General features: G+C 50.8%; 19 protein-coding genes. 12 read left to right on the forward strand and 7 right to left on the reverse strand.

The annotated features are described in order from the left end of the window. Nucleotides 1–213: 213 nt before the first annotated feature. Nucleotides 214–360: a lmo0937 family membrane protein gene (locus tag H8L47_RS11480; protein WP_186953715.1), complete on the forward strand. Its 147-nt coding sequence runs from the start codon at nt 214–216 to the stop codon at nt 358–360. Nucleotides 361–437: 77 nt separating this feature from the next. Further along, nucleotides 438–1283, forward strand: a complete 846-nt coding sequence (locus H8L47_RS11485; protein ID WP_186953775.1) for a YihY/virulence factor BrkB family protein — start codon at nt 438–440, stop codon at nt 1281–1283. Between the two features lie 45 nt (nt 1284–1328). Here H8L47_RS11485 and H8L47_RS11490 read toward each other — a convergent pair whose 3' ends face one another. Then, the gene (locus tag H8L47_RS11490; RefSeq protein WP_186953716.1) at nt 1329–1559 is read right to left on the reverse strand and encodes a hypothetical protein; all 231 of its coding nucleotides are present in this window, start codon (nt 1557–1559) and stop codon (nt 1329–1331) included. 412 nt (nt 1560–1971) lie between these two features. Between H8L47_RS11490 and H8L47_RS11495 the strand changes: the two genes are divergently transcribed. The 3 genes from H8L47_RS11495 (at nt 1972) to H8L47_RS11505 (ending at nt 7185) form a co-directional block, all read left to right on the forward strand. After that, nucleotides 1972–2592 carry a hypothetical protein gene (locus tag H8L47_RS11495; RefSeq protein WP_186953717.1) on the forward strand — a complete coding sequence of 207 codons (621 nt, stop codon included), beginning with the start codon at nt 1972–1974 and terminating at the stop codon, nt 2590–2592. A 218-nt stretch (nt 2593–2810) separates the two neighbouring features. Then, entirely contained in the window at nt 2811–6293 is a 3483-nt protein-coding gene (locus H8L47_RS11500) for an EAL domain-containing protein (protein WP_186953718.1), read from the forward strand. 124 nt (nt 6294–6417) lie between these two features. Next, nucleotides 6418–7185 carry a substrate-binding periplasmic protein gene (locus H8L47_RS11505; protein WP_186953719.1) on the forward strand — a complete coding sequence of 256 codons (768 nt, stop codon included), beginning with the start codon at nt 6418–6420 and terminating at the stop codon, nt 7183–7185. A gap of 11 nt (nt 7186–7196) precedes the next feature. Here H8L47_RS11505 and H8L47_RS11510 read toward each other — a convergent pair whose 3' ends face one another. Beyond that, complete coding sequence (locus tag H8L47_RS11510) at nt 7197–7355, reverse strand: hypothetical protein (RefSeq protein WP_186953720.1); 159 nt, start codon at nt 7353–7355, stop codon at nt 7197–7199. 179 nt (nt 7356–7534) lie between these two features. Here H8L47_RS11510 and H8L47_RS11515 point away from each other — a divergent pair, with 179 nt between their 5' ends. From H8L47_RS11515 to H8L47_RS11525, 3 genes are all read left to right on the forward strand, one after another. Beyond that, nucleotides 7535–7936 (forward strand): hypothetical protein, encoded by a 402-nt coding sequence (locus H8L47_RS11515; RefSeq protein ID WP_186953721.1) that lies wholly within the window; start codon nt 7535–7537, stop codon nt 7934–7936. 331 nt (nt 7937–8267) lie between these two features. Next, entirely contained in the window at nt 8268–8579 is a 312-nt protein-coding gene (locus H8L47_RS11520; protein WP_186953722.1) for a type II toxin-antitoxin system RelE/ParE family toxin, read from the forward strand. A gap of 23 nt (nt 8580–8602) precedes the next feature. Then, the gene (locus H8L47_RS11525) at nt 8603–8971 is read left to right on the forward strand and encodes a helix-turn-helix domain-containing protein (RefSeq protein WP_186953723.1); all 369 of its coding nucleotides are present in this window, start codon (nt 8603–8605) and stop codon (nt 8969–8971) included. Between the two features lie 102 nt (nt 8972–9073). Here the strand turns inward: H8L47_RS11525 and H8L47_RS11530 are convergent, their stop codons facing one another. The 5 genes from H8L47_RS11530 to gcvA all read right to left on the reverse strand — a co-directional run bounded on the left by H8L47_RS11530 (nt 9074) and on the right by gcvA (nt 15465). Next, nucleotides 9074–9865 carry a hypothetical protein gene (locus H8L47_RS11530; protein ID WP_186953724.1) on the reverse strand — a complete coding sequence of 264 codons (792 nt, stop codon included), beginning with the start codon at nt 9863–9865 and terminating at the stop codon, nt 9074–9076. Between the two features lie 49 nt (nt 9866–9914). Next, a complete protein-coding gene (locus tag H8L47_RS11535) occupies nt 9915–10163 on the reverse strand; it encodes a hypothetical protein (RefSeq protein ID WP_186953783.1) in 249 nt (82 codons plus the stop codon). Nucleotides 10164–10565: 402 nt separating this feature from the next. Then, on the reverse strand, nt 10566–13925 hold the full coding sequence (locus H8L47_RS11540; protein WP_186953725.1) for a TIM-barrel domain-containing protein: 3360 nt from the start codon (nt 13923–13925) through the stop codon (nt 10566–10568). Between the two features lie 160 nt (nt 13926–14085). Next, a complete protein-coding gene (locus tag H8L47_RS11545) occupies nt 14086–14514 on the reverse strand; it encodes a hypothetical protein (protein ID WP_186953726.1) in 429 nt (142 codons plus the stop codon). 66 nt (nt 14515–14580) lie between these two features. Further along, nucleotides 14581–15465 carry a transcriptional regulator GcvA gene (gene gcvA, locus H8L47_RS11550; RefSeq protein WP_186953727.1) on the reverse strand — a complete coding sequence of 295 codons (885 nt, stop codon included), beginning with the start codon at nt 15463–15465 and terminating at the stop codon, nt 14581–14583. A 535-nt stretch (nt 15466–16000) separates the two neighbouring features. Here gcvA and H8L47_RS11555 point away from each other — a divergent pair. The 4 genes from H8L47_RS11555 (at nt 16001) to H8L47_RS11570 (ending at nt 19634) form a co-directional block, all read left to right on the forward strand. Beyond that, on the forward strand, nt 16001–17002 hold the full coding sequence (locus tag H8L47_RS11555) for a 2-dehydro-3-deoxygalactonokinase (protein ID WP_186953728.1): 1002 nt from the start codon (nt 16001–16003) through the stop codon (nt 17000–17002). A 118-nt stretch (nt 17003–17120) separates the two neighbouring features. Then, nucleotides 17121–17513: a RidA family protein gene (locus tag H8L47_RS11560; protein WP_186953729.1), complete on the forward strand. Its 393-nt coding sequence runs from the start codon at nt 17121–17123 to the stop codon at nt 17511–17513. 136 nt (nt 17514–17649) lie between these two features. Continuing rightward, the gene (locus H8L47_RS11565; RefSeq protein ID WP_186953730.1) at nt 17650–18867 is read left to right on the forward strand and encodes a hypothetical protein; all 1218 of its coding nucleotides are present in this window, start codon (nt 17650–17652) and stop codon (nt 18865–18867) included. Continuing rightward, nucleotides 18864–19634: an SDR family oxidoreductase gene (locus H8L47_RS11570; protein WP_186953731.1), complete on the forward strand. Its 771-nt coding sequence runs from the start codon at nt 18864–18866 to the stop codon at nt 19632–19634. The genes H8L47_RS11565 and H8L47_RS11570 overlap by 4 nt, the downstream gene beginning before the upstream one ends. Nucleotides 19635–19760: the final 126 nt, after the last annotated feature.

Consider the following 19760-nt stretch of genomic DNA (forward strand, 5'->3'; position numbering starts at 1 on the left):
CAGGATGACGGTGTGCGACCAGATAACAGCACATTTTGAATCCCATGCAAACCAGCATAGCAATGGTGAGACTGGTGCGTAGCAACAAAATGTATCGCTTTGCATCTAGTTGTAGATATTACCAGTACTGAACACCTGGTCACAAACCAGGTGGACAGCTTCCTTGACCCGGCGCAATCACCTTGATCGCGCCCCTGTTATTGAGAGAAAATCATGCTCTATACTATCGCTATTATTTTACTTGTCTTGTGGCTGCTCGGCATGGTGTCTGCTTACACCATCGGCGGTCTTATCCATATCTTGCTGGTGGTTGCCATCGTCATGGTGCTGCTGCGTGTGATACGTGGCGAGCGGCTCTGAAGCCTTTGTCACATATACCCAGGGCTTTGCTGCAACGTAGCATTGCTCTGGGGCGTTTGCTGCCCGGCATAGGCAGCATCTTGCAGTGCGCCGTCACTGAATGGATACGCCACCGCTCCTCCAGCAAGGGAGCTGCGCTGGCTTTTTACACCTTGTTCTCAATGGCACCAATACTGGTACTGGTGCTGGCAATTGCCGGGTTTTTCTACGGTAAAGAAGCTGCCCAGGGGCAGCTATTCCATCAACTGCAAGGTCTGGTTGGACGTACCAGCGCCGAGGCCATACAAGCCATGCTGGCAGGCGCACGCAATGAGGATGAAGGCCGTCTGGCTACCATCATTGCCAGCGTATTGTTGCTGGTGGGCGCCACCAGTGTGTTTGCCGAATTAAAAGAATGCCTGGATGAAATCTGGCAAGTGCCACTGCAAACAGATAACGGTATCTGGTATTTGCTGCGTACTCGTCTGTTGTCGTTTGGCTTGATCCTGGTGCTGGCCTTCCTGTTGCTGGTATCACTGGTGGTCAACGCGGTCTTGCTGGCACTGGAGCATTATTGGCGCGGCAGCCAGATTACCGTGACTTTGGTGTTTTTGCCCCTCTCTGCCCTGGTGGGCTTTACCGTGATTGCCTGCCTGTTTGCCGTCATCTTCAAAATGCTGCCAAGAGTACGCCTGTCGTGGAATGATGTCTGGGTAGGTGCACTCGGCACAGCCGCTTTATTCCATGCTGGCAAATATGCCATAGGCGTGTATATAGGCAACAGTGGCATCGCCAACAGCTTTGGTGCCGCCGGATCAATGATCGCGATTTTGTTGTGGGTATACTATTCGGCACAGATTTTCCTGCTCGGTGCAGAGTTTACTCGCCAGTATGCGTACTCACTGGGCAGCTTGCAAAAACAAAAGCAAACTGCCACGTCGTAAAGTAGAACTCATTTCATCAATAGGGATGAGTGCTAAGCACCTGACTTATTTAGCCGAGACTCTCCAGATGATGTTACCAACGTCATCTGCCACCAGTACCGCCCCCGCTTTGGCGATATGAATGGTGGGCAGCAATTTTTGTTCCGGCTCAGGCAATACAGGCTGGCTGCCAAAACCTGGCGTGTCTGAAAGTGCGTTTGACTGCACAGACGCTACCATGCAGGCCTGCAAGCTCAACAGCACGCAGGTGCTGAGAATAGGTAATGTGGGTTTCATCCGTTTCTCCAGAGCAGAAAAGTAACTTTTCAATAAGCGATATAGACAATCGATATAAAAGCACTGGAGCTGATTGCGCGTCTGTTCGTCAAAGCACACTGATCAAAAAATATAGACCCTAAGCAATTCAGGGATAAAAATACTAGCCGCCTGTGCAACACAGGAGGAAAGGTTTCGCCTTACAGAATAAATCATATTGAGTGACGAAATGCTTGAACTCATACCAAAAACATCAGGTTTCGGTGAAATTTCATCACACCATTTTAATGCCGAAATGTTTGCTTACAATCATCCATGATTTGTCACCGAATTAATATTGTTAAACAATGTAAACTGTATATTATTACTGCTGGTTAATAGTTTTATCAATGGAAACGCAACTGCCCAGTTTCGTTTTATCCATTCAGAGCACATGAACACAGCATTTCTACATGTAGTAAAAGAGCCTGATCTGGCAAGGGATTTGAGCCGGATTGCGGATGATTTTGACATACTCGGTTTTTTCCATCACTTTGGCAGTTCCTGTTTTGCCATGTCAGCCATGCTGGCACAGATACTGTCAGCAAAAGGCTATCAGGCCAGAGTCCAGGCTTGTTATGGTGAAATCTGGAAAGATAATGGCGTTTTTTACATAGGCTATCAGGGCTTTGCCCATGAGGGGCAAAAAGAAGGCCATGCCGTCTGTATCGTCAATGAACAATACCTGGTCGATTTTGGTCTGGGCACCTTAAAAAAACACTATGACCCGAATTTTGAATCTGCACTGGTCTGCGAACTTGCTGACGGCGCGGAGCATATTGCGCACACCCAGCTCGATAATGGCGCTGACATGCTCTGGAGGACCGACTGGATTTCCCCCATGGTAGAACTGGAATTGCAGTCACAAGAGCTGGGTATCCAGCGCATTTTGGCAGTCTATCAAGATTTTCAAAAAAACCGTGTGGCGTATCTGGTCAAAAAAATGTTTGCCGCCCCCCCTCTCATGCCAATCCCGGATGCGCCATTGGTCTTGCGTCTGGCAACCGCCGCATAATCCTCACACTGATGGCCGCAGCCGCAAGGCCCGCTTTACCATTTCGCCTTGCACCGGGGATGCCAATATGGTTAATATTGGCTATCAAATAATAATCACAGCATTGAGAAAAATATTACCTTAAGTCACCATTTGAAAAGCTAATCATCTTGAGAGCATGTTAAATTATTGCTCTTAAAGCCTGAGGTTTTTCAAATCACCCAATGTGGAAAAGCATCATGACTGAACCGCGTGTAGACTTGCCCGTCAGAGTGCCGCCAGCACCGGCCAGGTCCATACGCAATTATTTGCTGATGCTTGTGCTGGCAGTATCCCTGCCTTTGGCGGCGGTTGTGGGCTTTGGTATTTATCACGACTTCCAGCAATCCACCGAATTCACCAAAAATTCCCTCAAGATCATGACGAATGTCATGTTGAAGAATACCCGTGGCAAACTGGATCAGGCCCACAAGCTGATGGAAGGTGTTGCCAGTTTACCTCTGGTCAGAAAATTGCAATTGCAGGATTGCCCTGAAAAAATGGCTAACCTCGCCAGCCTGAACCCGGCCTATGCCCGCCTTGTGATTACCGATTTGCAAGGACAAATACTGTGCAGCGCCAGGACTGGCTCCGCAGCATCCATCACAGCCGTGGTCAGTACTGCTGAACTTGCAGATACCATCAAGAGCGGGAAACTGAGCATTTCGCCGCCACGCCGCCTGAATGCATCGGCAAGCTGGAATACCGTCATGAGCCTGCCTGTGCGCAATGAAGAGCAAGCCATCATCGCGCTCGTCATCCTGTCGCTGGATGTGAATTTTTATGATCCTGCCATCCCTGCCGAATTTTTGCCTGAGTCCAGCCGCTTTGGTTATTTCCGCGATGATGGCATCATGGTGTGGCGTAATGTTGATCCCGATGGTGTCATAGGCACCCGCCCCAATGCAGATGCTGCAAGGCGTATCGTCAAAGTAAAAAGCGGTGAATTTGAAAGCCGGGCCGTAGATGGGATAGTTCGCTTCTTTTCTGTCGCACCGCTGACTGAGTATGGTCTGGTGGCCTTTGTCGGTGTGCCATCGGCTACCATATTTGCCGAGGCCCGCAGCCGTGCCTATGAATCCATAGGCCTGAGCCTGGCGATGATCAGTCTGCTGTTGTTGGTGGCGCGTGTGATAGGACGCTGGATCACCCAGCCCGTGACTGCCCTGGGACGTGTCGCCCATGCGGTCAGCCATGGTGACCTGGGCGCCAGGGCGCAATTGCAGGGGCCTGCTGAATTGCAGGCCGTGGCCTTTGAATTCAATCGCATGTTGGCGGCGCAGCAGCATAGTGATGCCCAGTTCCGCGCTTTTCTTGACAATAGTGCCATCGTTGCCTGGATCAAGGACGAAGACGGCCGCTATCAGTTTGTCAGTGACAACTATTTGCGTCGCTTCGCCTTTCAGGCAGATCAGGTGCTGGAAAAAACTGACCATGATTTCCTGCCTGCCGAGCTTGCCGATGCTTACCGCGCCAGTGACCTGGCCTTGCTCAACAGTGGCGGGCAAGATGAAGCCATCTGGCCTTCTGTCAATGCGGATGGCAGCAATAGCTGGTGGCTGGTCAACAAGTTTGTTTTTCTTGCGTCTGATGGCAAGCGCCAGCTTGGCGGCCTTGCCGTCGATATTACCGAACGCAAGCGCATGACCGATCTCGATGAAATGATTTTGCAGACCGCCATGGATGCTTACTTGATGGTGGATAAACATGGCAACATCAAGGCCGTCAATGAAACTGCATGTAGCATGATGGGTTACACCCGCGAAGAACTGCTAAATCTGAACATAGACGATATCGATCTGCTGTACGAAGAACATGGCAAGCCCGCACATGAAAGACTGGACAATGTACGCCTTGCTGGCGCCATGCAGTTTGAAGCCAGGCACAGATGCAAGGAAGGGCATATCATTGATGTTGAAGTCTCGGTGCGTTACTTGCCAGGCCAGGAATTATTCCCGGCCTTTGTGCGCGAAATAACAGCGCGCAAACAGGCAGAGCAAAGCCTGCATCTCGCCGCCACCGTGTTTGAATCGCATGAAGGCATGTTCGTGACAAATGCCAACAAGATTATCCAGCAAGTCAATCGCGCCTTTACCGAGATCACCGGCTATAGCCGCGAGGATGCGATAGGAAAAAGCCCCAAGATTCTTAATTCTGGCCGCCATGACACGGAGTTTTTTGCCGAGATGGATGTACATCTGGGCATGAGCGGCTCCTGGCAGGGTGAAATCTGGAACCGGCATAAAGACGGCCATATCAGCCCGCAATGGCTGGCCATCACCGCCGTGTATGGGCACAATAATGAATTGCTGCATTATGTCGGCACCCTCGTCGATATCTCCATGCGCAAGGCAGCAGAAGATGAAATCAAAACCCTCGCATTTTATGACCCGCTGACCCGCCTGCCCAACCGCCGCCTGCTGACGGACCGCCTGCAGCAAGCCTTGCTCGCTTGCGCCCGCAGTGGCCACAAGGGCGCGCTGATGTATATCGACCTCGACAACTTCAAGACCCTGAATGATACCCAGGGCCATTACAAGGGCGACCTGTTGTTGCAGCAAGTCTCGGAACGCCTCATCCATTGCGTGCGCGAAGGTGATACCGTGGCACGCATAGGAGGTGACGAGTTTGTCGTCTTGCTGGAAAATCTCAGCGAATTTGCTCATGAAGCTGCCAGCCAGATAGAAATGGTGGGCAAGAAAATCCTCGCTGCCTTGAACCAGCCATATGAACTCGAAGGCTATGAATGCCATAGCACACCCAGCATAGGCGCGACCCTGATTGCCGTGCACGACTGCGGCTATGAAGAATTGATGAAGCAAGCTGACCTCGCCATGTATGCTGCCAAGACCGCAGGCCGCAACACCCTGCGCTTTTTTGACCCCGCCATGCAAGCCGTCGTCAGCGCGCGAGCAAGCATGGAAAAAGAATTGCGCGAAGCCTTGCGTGAACAACAACTGCGTCTGCATTACCAGGCCCAGGTGGGCCGCCATGGCGAACTGGTGGGGGCCGAAGCGCTGGTACGCTGGCAGCACCCGCAACGCGGCATGATTTCACCCGCCGAATTTATCCCGCTGGCAGAAGCGACTGGCCTGATCCTGCCGCTGGGCCAGTGGGTCTTGCGCACCGCTTGCCAGCAATTACTGATCTGGGCCAAAGACGCCGACAGCGCGCAACTGACCATCGCCGTCAATGTCAGTGCACGCCAGTTCAGGCAGCTAGATATCGTTGAGCAAGTCCTCGGCATTCTGCAAGAGACTGGCGCAAATCCGCAATTATTGAAACTGGAACTGACCGAAAGCCTGCTGGTTGATGATGTCGAAGACACCATCAGCAAAATGGAGCAACTCAAGGCCGCTGGCCTGTGCTTTTCACTGGATGATTTTGGCACCGGTTACTCGTCACTCACCTATCTCAAGCGCCTGCCACTGGATCAGTTAAAGATAGATCAGTCCTTTGTCCGTGATGTACTGACAGACCCGAATGATGCCGCCATCGCCAGGACCATCGTCGCCCTCGGCCAGAGCATGGGCCTCTCCGTCATCGCCGAAGGTGTAGAAAGCGCAGAACAAAGAGACTACCTCGCCAGCCAGGGTTGCTATGCCTATCAGGGTTATTATTTTGGCAAACCTGTGGCAATTGCAGAATTTGAAGCAGCAAGAATCAAGACATTCGCGAGCTGAATATGTCACTTTCGAGTGCAAAACTTGTCTGATGCGAGCGCATGCTGCTATAGTCAAATGAAGAATTGCATTTGCAGAACATTGCCAGACCAACCTGATGAAAAACGCCAGGCAAAGGAGCAGCATGAAAATCATCTGTATCAACGCTTGTTTGCGTATGGCATTCTTAATGATTTTCATCATGTCTGGGCACAGCTTTGCCCAGCCCCAAAAACCTGTATCCCCGAACTACCCTGCCCTGATCCTGAATTCGGAAGACTTCCCGCCTTTCAATTATCCTGACACCGATGGTAAGTCAGCAAAAGGCCTGGCGTCGGAAAAAATCATCGAGTTAATGGCACGGGCAGAAGAACAATACAGTATTCATTTCTTTCCTTGGGTGCGCTCTTTCCAGTCTGCGCAGAAAGATGCAAATACCTGCATCTATGTCACCACCCGCACGCCTGCCCGCGAAGCGATGTTCCAGTGGGTAGGCCCCCTGGTAAAAAACACATGGACAGTGTTTGCGCGTGCCGACGATACGCGCCGCCCGATCAGCATAGATGACTTGCATCCCTACTTGCTGGGTGCTTATCGCCAAGGTGCGGTATCAGAGCATTTACTGGCCAAGGGCTTTCGCACTGAACTTGCCAATGCTGACCGCGACAATCCGAGGAAATTGTTAGCAAAACGTTTTGATTTTTGGATAACAGGCGAACTGGTAGGGCATGCGTTCATTAAGGACCTGGGTCTTAAAAATCAAATCGTACCCATCTTGCCTTTACAAACCAAATATCTCTACCTGGCTTGCAACCACGGCGTCGCCAAGGAACGTATAGATCGCTTGAACATGATCTTGAAAAATATGGAGAACGATGGCACCAGTGCCAATATTGAGAAAAAATTTCGCTAAAGGCTGCGTTATTAAAGAAACCAGTCAGCACAGTTTTCCGGATGTATGTAACGGCCCCAGATCCAGTAAGAGAAATTCAACACCACCATCAATGACAGCAACATGCGCATGTGCCTCAAACCACAGTTATTGAAACCAAGTCTCTGATAAAACGGCGCTTGCTCGCTCACCGTGGACTCTCCTGCCAAATAGTAGTAATAGTGCAACCAAATATGAAGCAAGCGATGTAAGGCGGCAGAGACAGTCCATAGTCGACACAGAAACGACAGGGATAATGCATACTTCCTGGCAATAAAAAAAGCTCTTGGGCATAGTAGAATGACGGCATACCCCCTTACCGGAAATCTGCATGTCCAAGAAAAACGAACTTACCCTGCTGATGGCAAAAGTTCTTTTAAAACTCACCTCCGAGTCCCCGCAAGCCTGGGACCAGTCGTATTGCCGTTTTTTGGCCCAGGATAAAAACCAAGCCAGCTTCCAGTTCATGTCCAGACTGGGCAAGACACTCAGGGTCTTACCAGCCCCGCCTGAATACACAGACTTGCTGGGTCCATTGATGCATTCGCTGTTTGATGAAATGCAGACAGAAACCACGCACAGGCCAGTCCTCGCCGTACTGACCGTCGATGCCGCCAAGACGTATAAACTCAAGCTGGAATACCATAACCCACATGCCCATGAGATCAGCCTGCAGGCGCTGGGCACAAAGACCTCGTACTTTGCCAGTGACGAAGTAGACTTGCCGCTCTGAGACATCTCACGGCACAGAAATGAGCAGGAGATTGCAATCGGTAAAAGCCTGAAATGGTGCGCGAGGTTTTCTGTTGATATTCATACGATTACGCATAGAATCTAATTGAACCTGCGCGGGCTACTAAACACCCTGCAACATCATTTGCGTCAGCAAGTTCCAAGCGAGTCCTTTCCAACAGTAAAGTTACATGGCAAATGTAAATTTACCAACATCATTACACAACTCTATCATGATTTGACTTCGCTCGAACGGCTTTCCGGGGAATTTGATATATACGCCAATGGCGTATAATATAAAGATAAGGTATCAATGTATTGAAAGGGTGTCGATGGTTTTTGTAGAAACTACTGTTTTTACCAGTCAATTGAAAGGCTTGTTGACTGATGAAGAATACAGGCAATTACAAAACGAACTGGTAGAAAACCCTGAATCTGGCAGCCTGATTAGTGGTGGCGGTGGAATTCGAAAGATACGTGTCAATTACGGCAGTAAAGGTAAAAGCGGCGGGGCAAGAGCAATTTACTATTTTAAATCAGCAAATGACCAAATCTACATGCTCGTGATTTATCCAAAATCAGTGAAAGACAATTTATCAGCCGCCGAAAAAGCCATACTCAAAGATTTGGCCAAGTCATTGTAAGTCGCAAATGCAAGGAGTTAAAAATGGACAAAGAATTATTCGCAAACCTGGTTGCCAGTCTTGCAGAAGCAGGCAAAATCGCTAAAGGCGAGGCCAAGCCTGCTCGTACTACGACATTAAATAAATCTGGCAAGACGAACAAAGTTCAGGCAAAACCAGGAAACAAAACTGCCACTGTGCCAGCAATTCCACATACAAAAATCGATGCCAGACAAGTGCGCGAGAAAACAGGTTTGTCACAAAGCGATTTTGCCACTGTCATGAACGTCAGTATCAAGACCCTGCAAAACTGGGAACAACACAGACGTGAACCAACTGGTGCGGCAGATTCCCTACTCAGAGTATTTGCCGCTGCGCCAGAGCTGGTTTTGAAGGCTTTGCATCAAGCCTGATTGCTTTTTATTTAGCAAGCGTAGCTAGGTTTCCACAGAATCTAATCGCATCTACGCGAGTTCACTCAATTTTTGTAGGAATTTTGGATTTGAGATAGCAGCTTAAAATACAGTAAATTTAATGTAATCACACCCTAATTGATGCTCTTTTTCTCGCCAGTCGTATACGTATTCATTTTCGTCAAATCCTTTGCATGCAATGCCAAATGATGTCGTGCCATTTGGATTGGTGACAGCTTTTCTAGCAATGTACTTCCAATACAAATAATTACTTTTGTTAAATTTCTCGGATTCGAAGCGCGATAATTGGACAATTCCACATTCGCCGTCAGGTGCTGATTTTGCAATCCACACAGGCATCTCTCCACTAAATTGTGGCGCTGGTTGAAAGCTCTGCTTAAATGTTTGAGAAGAAACTTTGCATGTTCGCATTTCACGGTCATGACTATTGCGGACAATATTTAAATAATTGCTTTCATCAGCTTTATCACAGAACGCAACTAAGTCTCGCCCCAATTTTGCACCATCCCTTTTTTCAGTGGCACTCATCTGACTTAATTTTTCACTTTTCGGCGCTTTGCGCTTACCGTCAAATATCTCAATCATTTGGCGATAAGAGTCGCACTCTTCTGCACTAAATTTGATTGGATTTTTATTGTATTCTTCTTTTGCCTTAATTAATTTTTCAGGCAAGTTCTCTGGACTCGTCAATCTTCGAACGCTTGATTGTGTAAATTCGCAGTCTAATAAGTTTGATTCTCGATTTAAACATCTATATGTAAGAGAATGCGTTTCTTTGGTGTTATAGAGCAAACCGACAGTTGGTGCCTCTGATGCAATTGCAACCTCAAAAAAAAGAAGCGTTATCAAAAAAAATAATCGAAAATTACGCATAATATTTAACTAGATCAGGTCTTTGCATTAGTTCGATATTCAACAAATATCACTTCTTATTTTTTGCCTGCGCTAACGCACTACCAGCAGCTGATTTCGATTGAGCACTCGTTCGACCATCACGCAACACCTGAGAAGCAGCACTTGCAGCAGAGGACGAAGTTTGTTTTTTAGGTGCACTTGTCTGTGACAAAGCACTAGCAGCGGCAGTTTTCGAATTTGCACCAGTTGAATTGCTATGTAGAGTTTTGGAGGCTGATGTGGCTGCTTTGCTTCCTGTGGTCTTAGTATTTGCCATACTTCGTTCCTGTTATTGAGTGACACCAACATTCAAAAAAATTGATTTTAAATTTACTTAATTTTTATTTAAGTATATGCATTACATTCGGTTACATTTACCAAGAGAGTGATATATTTTAGACATTTAACAAAATTAAAACTTTTCTGTTGTATTTGTGTGTTGACTCAAGTTAAAAAGAAGACAAATTTACGACTTAGAAGAATTTTTCATTCGTAAACATTTCCAAATTGCATCACGTCGTTATATGAATCTATTTATTTGCCAAGCTAGGAAATTTGTATTTAATTTCTCAAAAAAAATGACTGCGTCACCTCCAAGTGATGCAGTCACATAATCAGTATAGACAGAAGTGTCACGCCCTGGGAATTATCAACGTGATCTCTATTTTTCTATCCATCGCTACTTCCCCACCCTATCCCCCGCAAACCCGATCACCGACGCATTCGCCCAGTTTGCGCACACCCTGGCTTTGTCATTCGCCTTGATGCCTGTCGTCTTTAACACCAGCTTGCTGATGCCGCGTATGTCGAGTTCTGGTTTGACTACGGCTGGTGCTGTGATCAGGCCGCTGTCGAACAGGAGTTTGTCGTCGCCCCAGACCTGGAATTGCAGGCCGCCGTTGTTGCGGCAACTGTCGTCTATGCCGACGTCGGCGCGGAAGGTTTGCCAGTTGCCTGTGAGTTTGTAGCCGACTTCGCTATTGCCTGTCACACCCAGGCCTTTGCGGAAGCGCAGGCCGTTCATTTGCATGCTCGCGTCTCCTTTGCTTGCCTGGACTTTATACGCCATATCTCTGGCGTAGCTGGCGCTATTGCTGGCAACAGCATCAGACAAGAACACTTGCGCCTTGGGCTTGTCGGGCATGGGGTGTTCGAGGATGCTGAACTCTGAAATAGTGATGGGGGTGACGATCACGGGGTTGAAGGCATTGTATGCCTTGGCAGTGTTGGTCGCGCCTGTGCTGGTCAGCACCATCGGGTCTTGTGCTTCGCCATCATCATTCTGGTCATGCGTGCTAAGTACGCGGAAGCGGAACAGGCGGCCTGCTCTGGCGGCAAATTCCACTTTTTGTTTTTCTTGCTGTTTTTTCAGACGACCTGTGTAAACCGGTTTGCCCCATTCGCCATTGGTATCGGCCAGGTAGATTTCAAAGTCTTTGACCTGGCCGTATTGCCAGTTCTTGTCATTGCGTGGCGCGATTTCAAAACCGCTGACCATGCGGCGTTCGCCCAGTGCCAGGCTGAATTCATGGGCACCGGTTTTTTGTGACTGGTCACGCAGGGTGCGGAACCAGGTGCCGGGCTTGCCGTCGAAGGCATTTTCCAGCGGATGGCCAGGTTCTTCTGCCGGGCGGTTCAAGACGATGAGGTTGTCTGCAGCGATGGTGTTGCCCAGATCAGGTGCAGCCGGGTAGTCAGCCGTCGCTGCCAGTTGCTTGCTGGCGGCAATTGCCAGGTGAAAGCTGTAGGCTTTATCTACGGGTAGTTTGGCAGTTTTTACGTGGACAGTGCCGTATTTTTCATTGGTGTCGTAAAACCAGCCTGTACTGCTTTTCTGAAATTCTTCACGGGTCTTGAAGGCGGGCAAAGTCTGCTGGCCAAAAGTGACGGCATCTGGCTCTGCGCGGCTATGCACTTGCAATTGCAGGATGCGCTGCGCTTCCATGCCTGTGTAGCTACCATTGACTGCACCGACATTGATGCGGATATCACCCGCCTTGTTTTCTGGCGCATCGACTGTGAAGACTTGCTGGCTGGATTTGCCAGCCTGATACTGGCGGCTTTCGCCATCGTCTTCATACAGGGTAAAACTGGATTTGCCATGGGGGTAGATATCCAGGGTCAGCACGTCCTTGGGCACCTGTCCATCAAACAGGGCGACCGGGTACATGGGCAAAATCGCGCCAGCGCGCACCATGACGGGCAGTTTTTCCAGTGTGACTTGCTGGTCGATGACTTTGCCTTTGGCATCGGCCTGCACAACGCGGCCATCCCAGTAGTCTATCCACTGGCCTTGCGGCAGGTAGATGCCCTTGCGCCAGCCTCTGCTTGCAACCTGGCTGCGATACACTGGCGCAACCAGAAAGTCTTTGCCGAGCATGAACTGGTATTTGTAGTTTTCGTTATTGGCATTAGGGTCTTGCGGATAATCCCACATGAGGCCACGCACGATGGGCGCGCCTGTCAGCTCAGTCTCATGCGCATAGGTGTACATGTAGGGCATCAGGCGCATCTTGAGTTTCAGATAATCGCGGTTGATGCTGCGGTACGGTTCATCAAACCACCAGGGATGTTTACGCCCGGACTTGGACCAGCCTGACATGCCCATCAGCACGGGTGTGAAAGTTTTCCATTGCAGATCGCGGGTGAAGGTTTCCGGGCTGCCGCCAAAAATGCCATCGACGTCACCGGTGGCATAAGCCTGGCCAGACAGGCCTGAACCTATCAGGGTGGGGATATGCCAGCGTATATAGTCCCAGCTACCAGACTGATCACCCGTCCAGGTAACGGCATAGCGTTGCGTACCTGCCCAGCCCATGACGGTCCAGACAAAGGGGCGTGCGTCTGAATTGTCGAGTATACCCTTGGCTGCTGCCATGTTGGCATCGAGCGAGAATTGATAGCCCTTGCCTGTCCATGCCACGTCCAGCTTTTGCGCACGCGTGCCTGCGGTGCCGACTTCCCATGCGATTTTATCGACACCGTTTTCTGTCCACAGGCCAGTGCGGAAGCCATGTTTCTTCAGCCCGGCAACGACTTCGGGCAGATTGGTGTAGCCGCAGCCATAACCATCATTCGGCAAAATCCAGCCGCCGGGCATGTCGTGTTCGCGGTATTTGGCGGCGATGGAATTGATGACGTCCGGCGTCTTTCCTGTCGGGCCATCGCTCCAGTTGCCGGGTACGGTGCCGGGCTTTTTGCTATTGTCGCCATCGTTATAGCAATCGGCATCACCATATTCATAAGCCCAGCGCGGCAAGAGTCTGGCGCGGCCTGTCAGTTCTGTGTACGAAGCCAGTACGTCCTTGATGGAATTGCCGACGAAGTAATAGGCATCGAAACGTTTTTCCTGATGGCTGGTGCTCAGGTATTCATTCGAGCGGAAATCATAGCTGCCATTGCTCCAGGTATTGCGCAAGACGCCATAGCCTTTGCTGCTCATGTAGAAAGGCGCGGGGCTGGGTCTATCGCCTTCTTCCCAACCTCCTGAATAGGAAACTTCCATCTGCTTGCCCTTGAAGGCATAGGCACCGTTTTGCTGGCCGCCACCAAATAAGACTTCATCTGCGCTGCTGGAGAGGGTCTGGAAGCTGGCTTTGTCACCCAGTTCCAGCGGCTGGATTTCTTGCCAGACCAGGGTTTTATTGTCTGGCTTGTAGAGGGCCAGACGCAGTGGTGCGCGGTAGATGCGCAAGGCCATGGCCGAGGTTTGCACCAGTTGGTATTCGGCTTTTGAATCAGCTTGCGCCGTTAACTGGTAAGGGACTTTGTCGTAATCCTGCTTCAGCACGATGGGCGCGGCCTTGTCACCAGCATCGAGCAATTGTCCTTTTGTGCCAGCCCATACGCGAAACAGATCGGGCTTGAGCAGGCTGATGCGTACGATGCTGCCATCTGACGTCACCAGTTCTATCTGATTGGCATCGGCTGCTATTTTTTGCATGTTCCCCAAAGGCGCGGCTTGGCTGACACCACTGAACACATGGAAGATCAGGCTGGCGATGACAGTCTTGCGTATGGCGGCGTGCAAAGTTTGCATATTGGGTATTCATCCTATCTTTGATGTTGGGGCGCTAAGTTCAGGCACATGGCAAGCAATAATAATGTGCATACAGCAATGTAACTGTGTCCGGTCTTTTGTAACAGTGAGATTTATTTTTTGCCTTCATCAAGAAATTTTGAATGGCAGGCCAATACGGTCAACAAGTATGGCGCAGGCGCGACAAATAATGGTTGACGACGCGGCGGCAGGCGTCGCTGGGCCTGTGCCGTACCAGCGTAATCTTCCGGCCATGGCCGGACAACAACATGGCCTGCTCCAGCATGAGCTTGCCTTCGCCTATCAGCACCAGTTCTCGCACGCCAGGCAAGACTTGCGAGATGGGATGGTGATGCTGGTCATGCAAGACTTCGGCTATTGCCAATATCATCAACTGGCAAGGGATATTGCCATAACGGCAGTGCAGGCTGAGCTGCCTGGCTGTGATCTGGATGCTGCTTTGCCTGTCCAGACCATCGCTGACGATATCGACCTTGCAGGCAGACATACGCTGAAAGCCTGTGAAGACTTCTGCCGTTCTGGCTGGACAAATTATCAAAACATCGAGAATATCGGCAGGCGAGCGCATGAAGGCTGATAGGCGGGGCAATTAATGTGAAAGTAACATTGTATCAATGCTGCAGTTAGCCTGGACTCAATGTGCTTTTGCCTCGCTGATCAGCCATTGATGAAACGCCTGAAAAGCCGGGTTCTCTTTCATGTCTGCCGCATAGATGAGGTAATAATCAAGCCGCAACGGGGTTTCCACATTCAGCGGCCTTGTCAGGCGGCCCGCAGCAATATCGTATTCCACCAGCAAGGCCTGGCCAAGCGCAATGCCCTGCCCGTCTATGGCTGCCTGCAAGGCCATCAGGGCCAGGGTAAATAGCGGCCCCTGGCGGGATTCCTGGTTGGGCAAACCCAGGGTAGAAAACCAGGCTTGCCAACTGGGGTAGTCGGGGTCATTCATGGCACTGACTTCATGTAGCAGGGTTTGCCTGGCCAGGTCAGCGGGTGTCTGCAATTGTTCGGCGATGGCCGGGCTGCAGACCGGGAAAACTTCCGTCGCGATAAAAGGCTCGATGCGGAAATCAGCAAACTGGGTACGGCGAAAATCAATGGAGATATCGCAATCACGGTAAGTGCGGTCCACTTCAGAGACGATTTCTACCCGTATATGCGGATGCCGGTTCAGGAAACGATAAAGGCGCGGCACCAGCCATTTGGAGCCAAACGATGGTGGCACGCCCACGCGCAACAAGGCATTATTATCATTAAGCAAAGCATCCGTCGCCTGCTGGAAAATCCTGAAACCTTCGCGTATGCGTGGCAGATATAACTCCCCCGCCTCGGTGAGCCTTAGGACATTATTGCTTCGATGAAACAAATCGATGCCCAAATGATCTTCCAGCAACTTGATCTGGTGGCTGATTGCCGCATTGGTCACATGCAACTCTTCCGCCGCCCGCGTAAAATTCAGCCGCCTGGCGGCAACTTCAAAAACACGCAGCGAATTCAAGGGCGGAAGACGTTTAGACATGGGCATCCATCAAAAAACAATACGGTAACAGATGTTCATTAAATTTAGTTTAATGAAAGATTGAAATATTTTGAGGCGATGAGATGTTGGATTTCTGGCAGTATGCGTGTGAGGGTTGGAAGAATAAGAACAAAACCTCTCAACACAGAGACATGGAGGAAGGGAAGACTGCTTACAAGCAGTCTTCGTTACGCAGGCGAGCGGCATGCCACTCGAATTCCCTGCTACACCACAGAGAAATACAAGAGAATGCACAAAAAAAATCCGGGCATTCATTATTCGTAGGTTGGGCCGGGCCTCGTTAGGCTACGGTTTACCAGCCCAACACTCGGCGGTTAATTAATGTATACGTCGTTTAAAAGCCCAGTGTTGGGCTGATGAAGCGTAGCCCAACCTACAATTCGCAAACAGATCAAGCACCACCCCGACATTGAAATAATCTAAACGCAGTCTCAAAAATTAATCGCTGGCAAGACCAGGCGGGCATGGTTAAGCTTCTGCCACTTTCCAGCTCTTTATACTGATTCTTATTGCAATGACCCACATACTGACGATAGATACCGGCACCACCAATACCAGGGTGACCCTTTGGCGCGATGGCGTCGTGATTGCGCATCAGGCGCATGAAGTGGGTGTGCGTGATACGGCAATCAGTGGTAACCGCGAAAAACTGCAAAAAGGTGTGCGCGCCACTTTGCTGAAAACCCTGGAACAGGCCTGCCTGAATGAAGACGATATCAGCCTGGTATTGGGTTCGGGCATGATCAGCTCTAACGTCGGGCTGTTTGAACTGCCGCATGTGCTGGCCCCGGCAGGCTTGCAGCAACTGGCGCGCGGCATGGTGTCGGTGACCATCCCCGAAGTATTTTCCAAGCCCCTGTGGTTTGTGCCCGGCGTGCGCAATGTGGTGGAAAACATAGGCCTGCACAATTGTGAATCCATGGACATGATGCGCGGTGAAGAAGTCGAAGTCATTGGCGTCATTGACCAGATGGGCATTACCGGCCCGGCCATGATGGTGATGCCGGGTTCGCACTCCAAGTTTGTGTGTATCGACGACAAGAACCGCATCACTGGCTGCGTGACCACGCTGGCGGGTGAACTGATGTATGTCATCACCCACAATACTATCCTGGCGCAATCGCTGGAATCATCATTTGCGACCACCATCAGCCCCGAGATGCTATTGGCCGGTGCCAAATCAGCGCAAACCATAGGCCTGGGTCGCACCTGCTTCAATGTTCGCATACTTGACCAGTTCACTATTTATGAGCGCAATGACAGGGCCAATTTCCTGCTGGGTGCCATCCTTGGTGCCGACTTGCTGACACTCAAAAACAGCACGGCCATCAAGATGCTACCGGGCACACCCGTCATCATCTGCGGCAAGCCCATCATGAAAGAAGCCCTGGCCTTGCTGATACAGAACGATGATTATTTCTCAGGCAAGGTGACCGTGGTCAGCGATGAAGTGCAAGCGCATCTGGCAGGGCTGGGAGCCATCAAAGTTGCCACGGCTCGCGGATTAATAAAATAAATAGGACATACGCAAAATTGCCCCAGCAAGGCTCTTGCCGCCCACATACTGGTGCAGACCACAAGGCTGACCACAGAGACACTGTGCTTAGTGGTTTACCTACTCGTTGAAAGAAATCATGACTAAAGAAATTACACGTTACGGCAATATTCCTCAGGGTGCTGGTGGGCAGCGCTTGCCATTTTCGCCTGCGGTGCGGGCTGGGGACTTTGTGTTTTGTTCTGGCCAGGTGGCCATGAAAGAAAACGGCGAAGTCGAAGATGGTGGCATAGAAACGCAAACGCGGCACACCATGGAGAATGTCAAAAAAGTGCTGGCGCTGGCTGACTGCACGCTGGCCGATGTCGTCAAGGTGACGGTATGGCTGGATGACACGCGCGACTTCTGGACTTTCAACCGCATCTATCTCGACTACTTTGGTGAACATCCACCGGCACGTTCTTGCGTGCGTTCTGAAATGATGGTTGACTGCAAGATAGAGATAGAAGTCACGGCATACAAACCAGTTTGACGTCCCCATAGGGCTTACGCAAAATTGTCCCAGCAAGGCGTAGCGACGAAGACAGTACTTGAAGTACGGCGAGGAGCTGCAACGCAGTTGGGGCGGTTTTGCGTTAGCCCTCGTCTTAACAACCGTAGATATAATCATGCACATGCAAATAGATACTGCCTACCGATCCATCTATGTCTATGCCTGGGATGTACTGGATATCGGTGTATCCGCCTTTGTCGATGCGGCGCTGGCCATGGGTGTCACCGACGTCAGCCTGGCTTGCAGCTACCATGCAGGCAAATTCTTGCGGCCACATGCACGCAAGGGGCCGAAGGTGATTTTCCCTGAAGATGGCGTGCTGTATTTTGAACCACGGCAAGAACGATATGGCGAAATCAAACCGCAGGCACATAGCGATGCCGCCATTCGCAATGTGCTGGCAGACTTATTGGCTGATGGCCGCCTGCGTGTGCATGCCTGGACAGTCTTGCTGCACAACAGCCGCCTGGGGGCGGCTTATCCACATCTGACGACGAAAAATGTCTTTGGTGACCGCTATGTGTATAGCCTGTGCCCCATGCAGCCAGCCGTGCTGGAATATGCGCGTGCTGTTTGCCGTGATCTGGTGCAGCAATATGAGCCAAGCAGCCTGATACTGGAAAGCCCTGGCTGGCAACCCTATGCACATGGCTATCACCATGAATTTGCCCAGTTACCAACGAACGCCTGGCTGGATGTCATGCTGGGCATGTGCTTTTGCGATGCCTGCCAGCGTGCGGCAACTGAGCAAGACATACAGATTAAGGCTGTGCAACAACGCATTGCTGGCAATATCAACGACTACCTGAGTAACCCCGTGCCTGTCACCGCCAACCAGGCACAGGACTGGATACAGGCAGACTTGCTCAGGGACCAGGAACTACGTGCCTTCATTTCCTTGCGCCAGCATCGTGTCACCAAACTGGTGAGCCAGATCGCTGCTGAATTACGCAAGACCACGCAACTGGCCATCATCCCCACGGTGCAAAGGCCCACTGCCGATTGCTGGCAGGAAGGCAGTGACCTGGCAGCCCTGGCTGACGTGGCAGATTATCTGGAAGTACCATTCTACGAACCCACAGCGGCACGCGCCATCCATGATGCGCGCCATACCCTGCGTGCCATCGGTGACAAGCCAGAAAAGATACGGGCAATCTTGCGCCCCGGTTATCCTGATCTCAACACCGGTGCAGAACTGGATACTGCCATCACAGGTTTGCGTGAACTGGGCATCAGTGATTTTGCGTTCTACAATTACGGCTTGCTACCACAAAAACAATTGGATCATCTGGCAGCGACACTCAACAGCCAGTTTGGAAAGGATGTAGCATGAAACGTCATGTACTCATCACCGGAGCTTGCGGCGGCATAGGCAGCGTACTGTGCCAGCGCTTTATCGCGAATGGCGACCAGGTATACGCCCAGGATCTGCCGGGTGCAGCACTTGAAGCGCTGGTGAAAAAACTGGGGCCACAAGACTGTGTTGCCGTTGGCGCTGATCTGACTGACGCTGCCGCCCTGCAAACCGCACTGGCACCAGCCCTGCAAGGCAATAGCATTGATGTACTGGTCGCCAATGCAGGCGCAGCGCAAAGCCTGAACCTGGCCAGCACCACAGAAAGCAGCTGGAAGCAGGACATGGACCTGAACCTGAACGGTACTTTTCATAGCGTGGAAGCCGTGCGCAGCGGAATGCAGAGCAAACGCAAGGGCAATATCGTCCTGATAGGTTCAGTGAATGGCATGAGCTCGCTGGGCCACCCCGCCTATAGTGTCGCCAAGGCTGGCCTGATCAGTTATACCAAGGCACTGGCCATGGAACTGGGCAAGCATGGCATACGCGCCAACATCGTCTGTCCCGGCACAGTAAAAACCCAGGCCTGGCAAGCACGCGCCGAGAAAAACCCGCAAGTGTTTGAAGACTTGAAGAAATGGTATCCGCTGCAAGACTTTGCGACGCCAGACGACATTGCCGACGCAGTGCTGTTCCTGGCATCCGATGCGGCACGCGTGATCACCGGCGTAGCCCTGCCAGTAGACGGTGGCCTGATGGCAGGCAACCGCATGATGGCGATGGAATTGACGCAGGAAGAAATTTAGATAGAACTCATTTCATGAATAGGGTGAGATGCGTTTGCCTCATAACGTGGGCTGGCAAGGCGGACGAGGCAGTCAATAGCTTTGCCTATTGACAACGAGTCCAACGCAGTCCAGCGCGCGTTATGA

The organism is Undibacterium umbellatum (assembly GCF_014284125.1).
Lineage (GTDB): Bacteria > Pseudomonadota > Gammaproteobacteria > Burkholderiales > Burkholderiaceae_D > Undibacterium > Undibacterium umbellatum.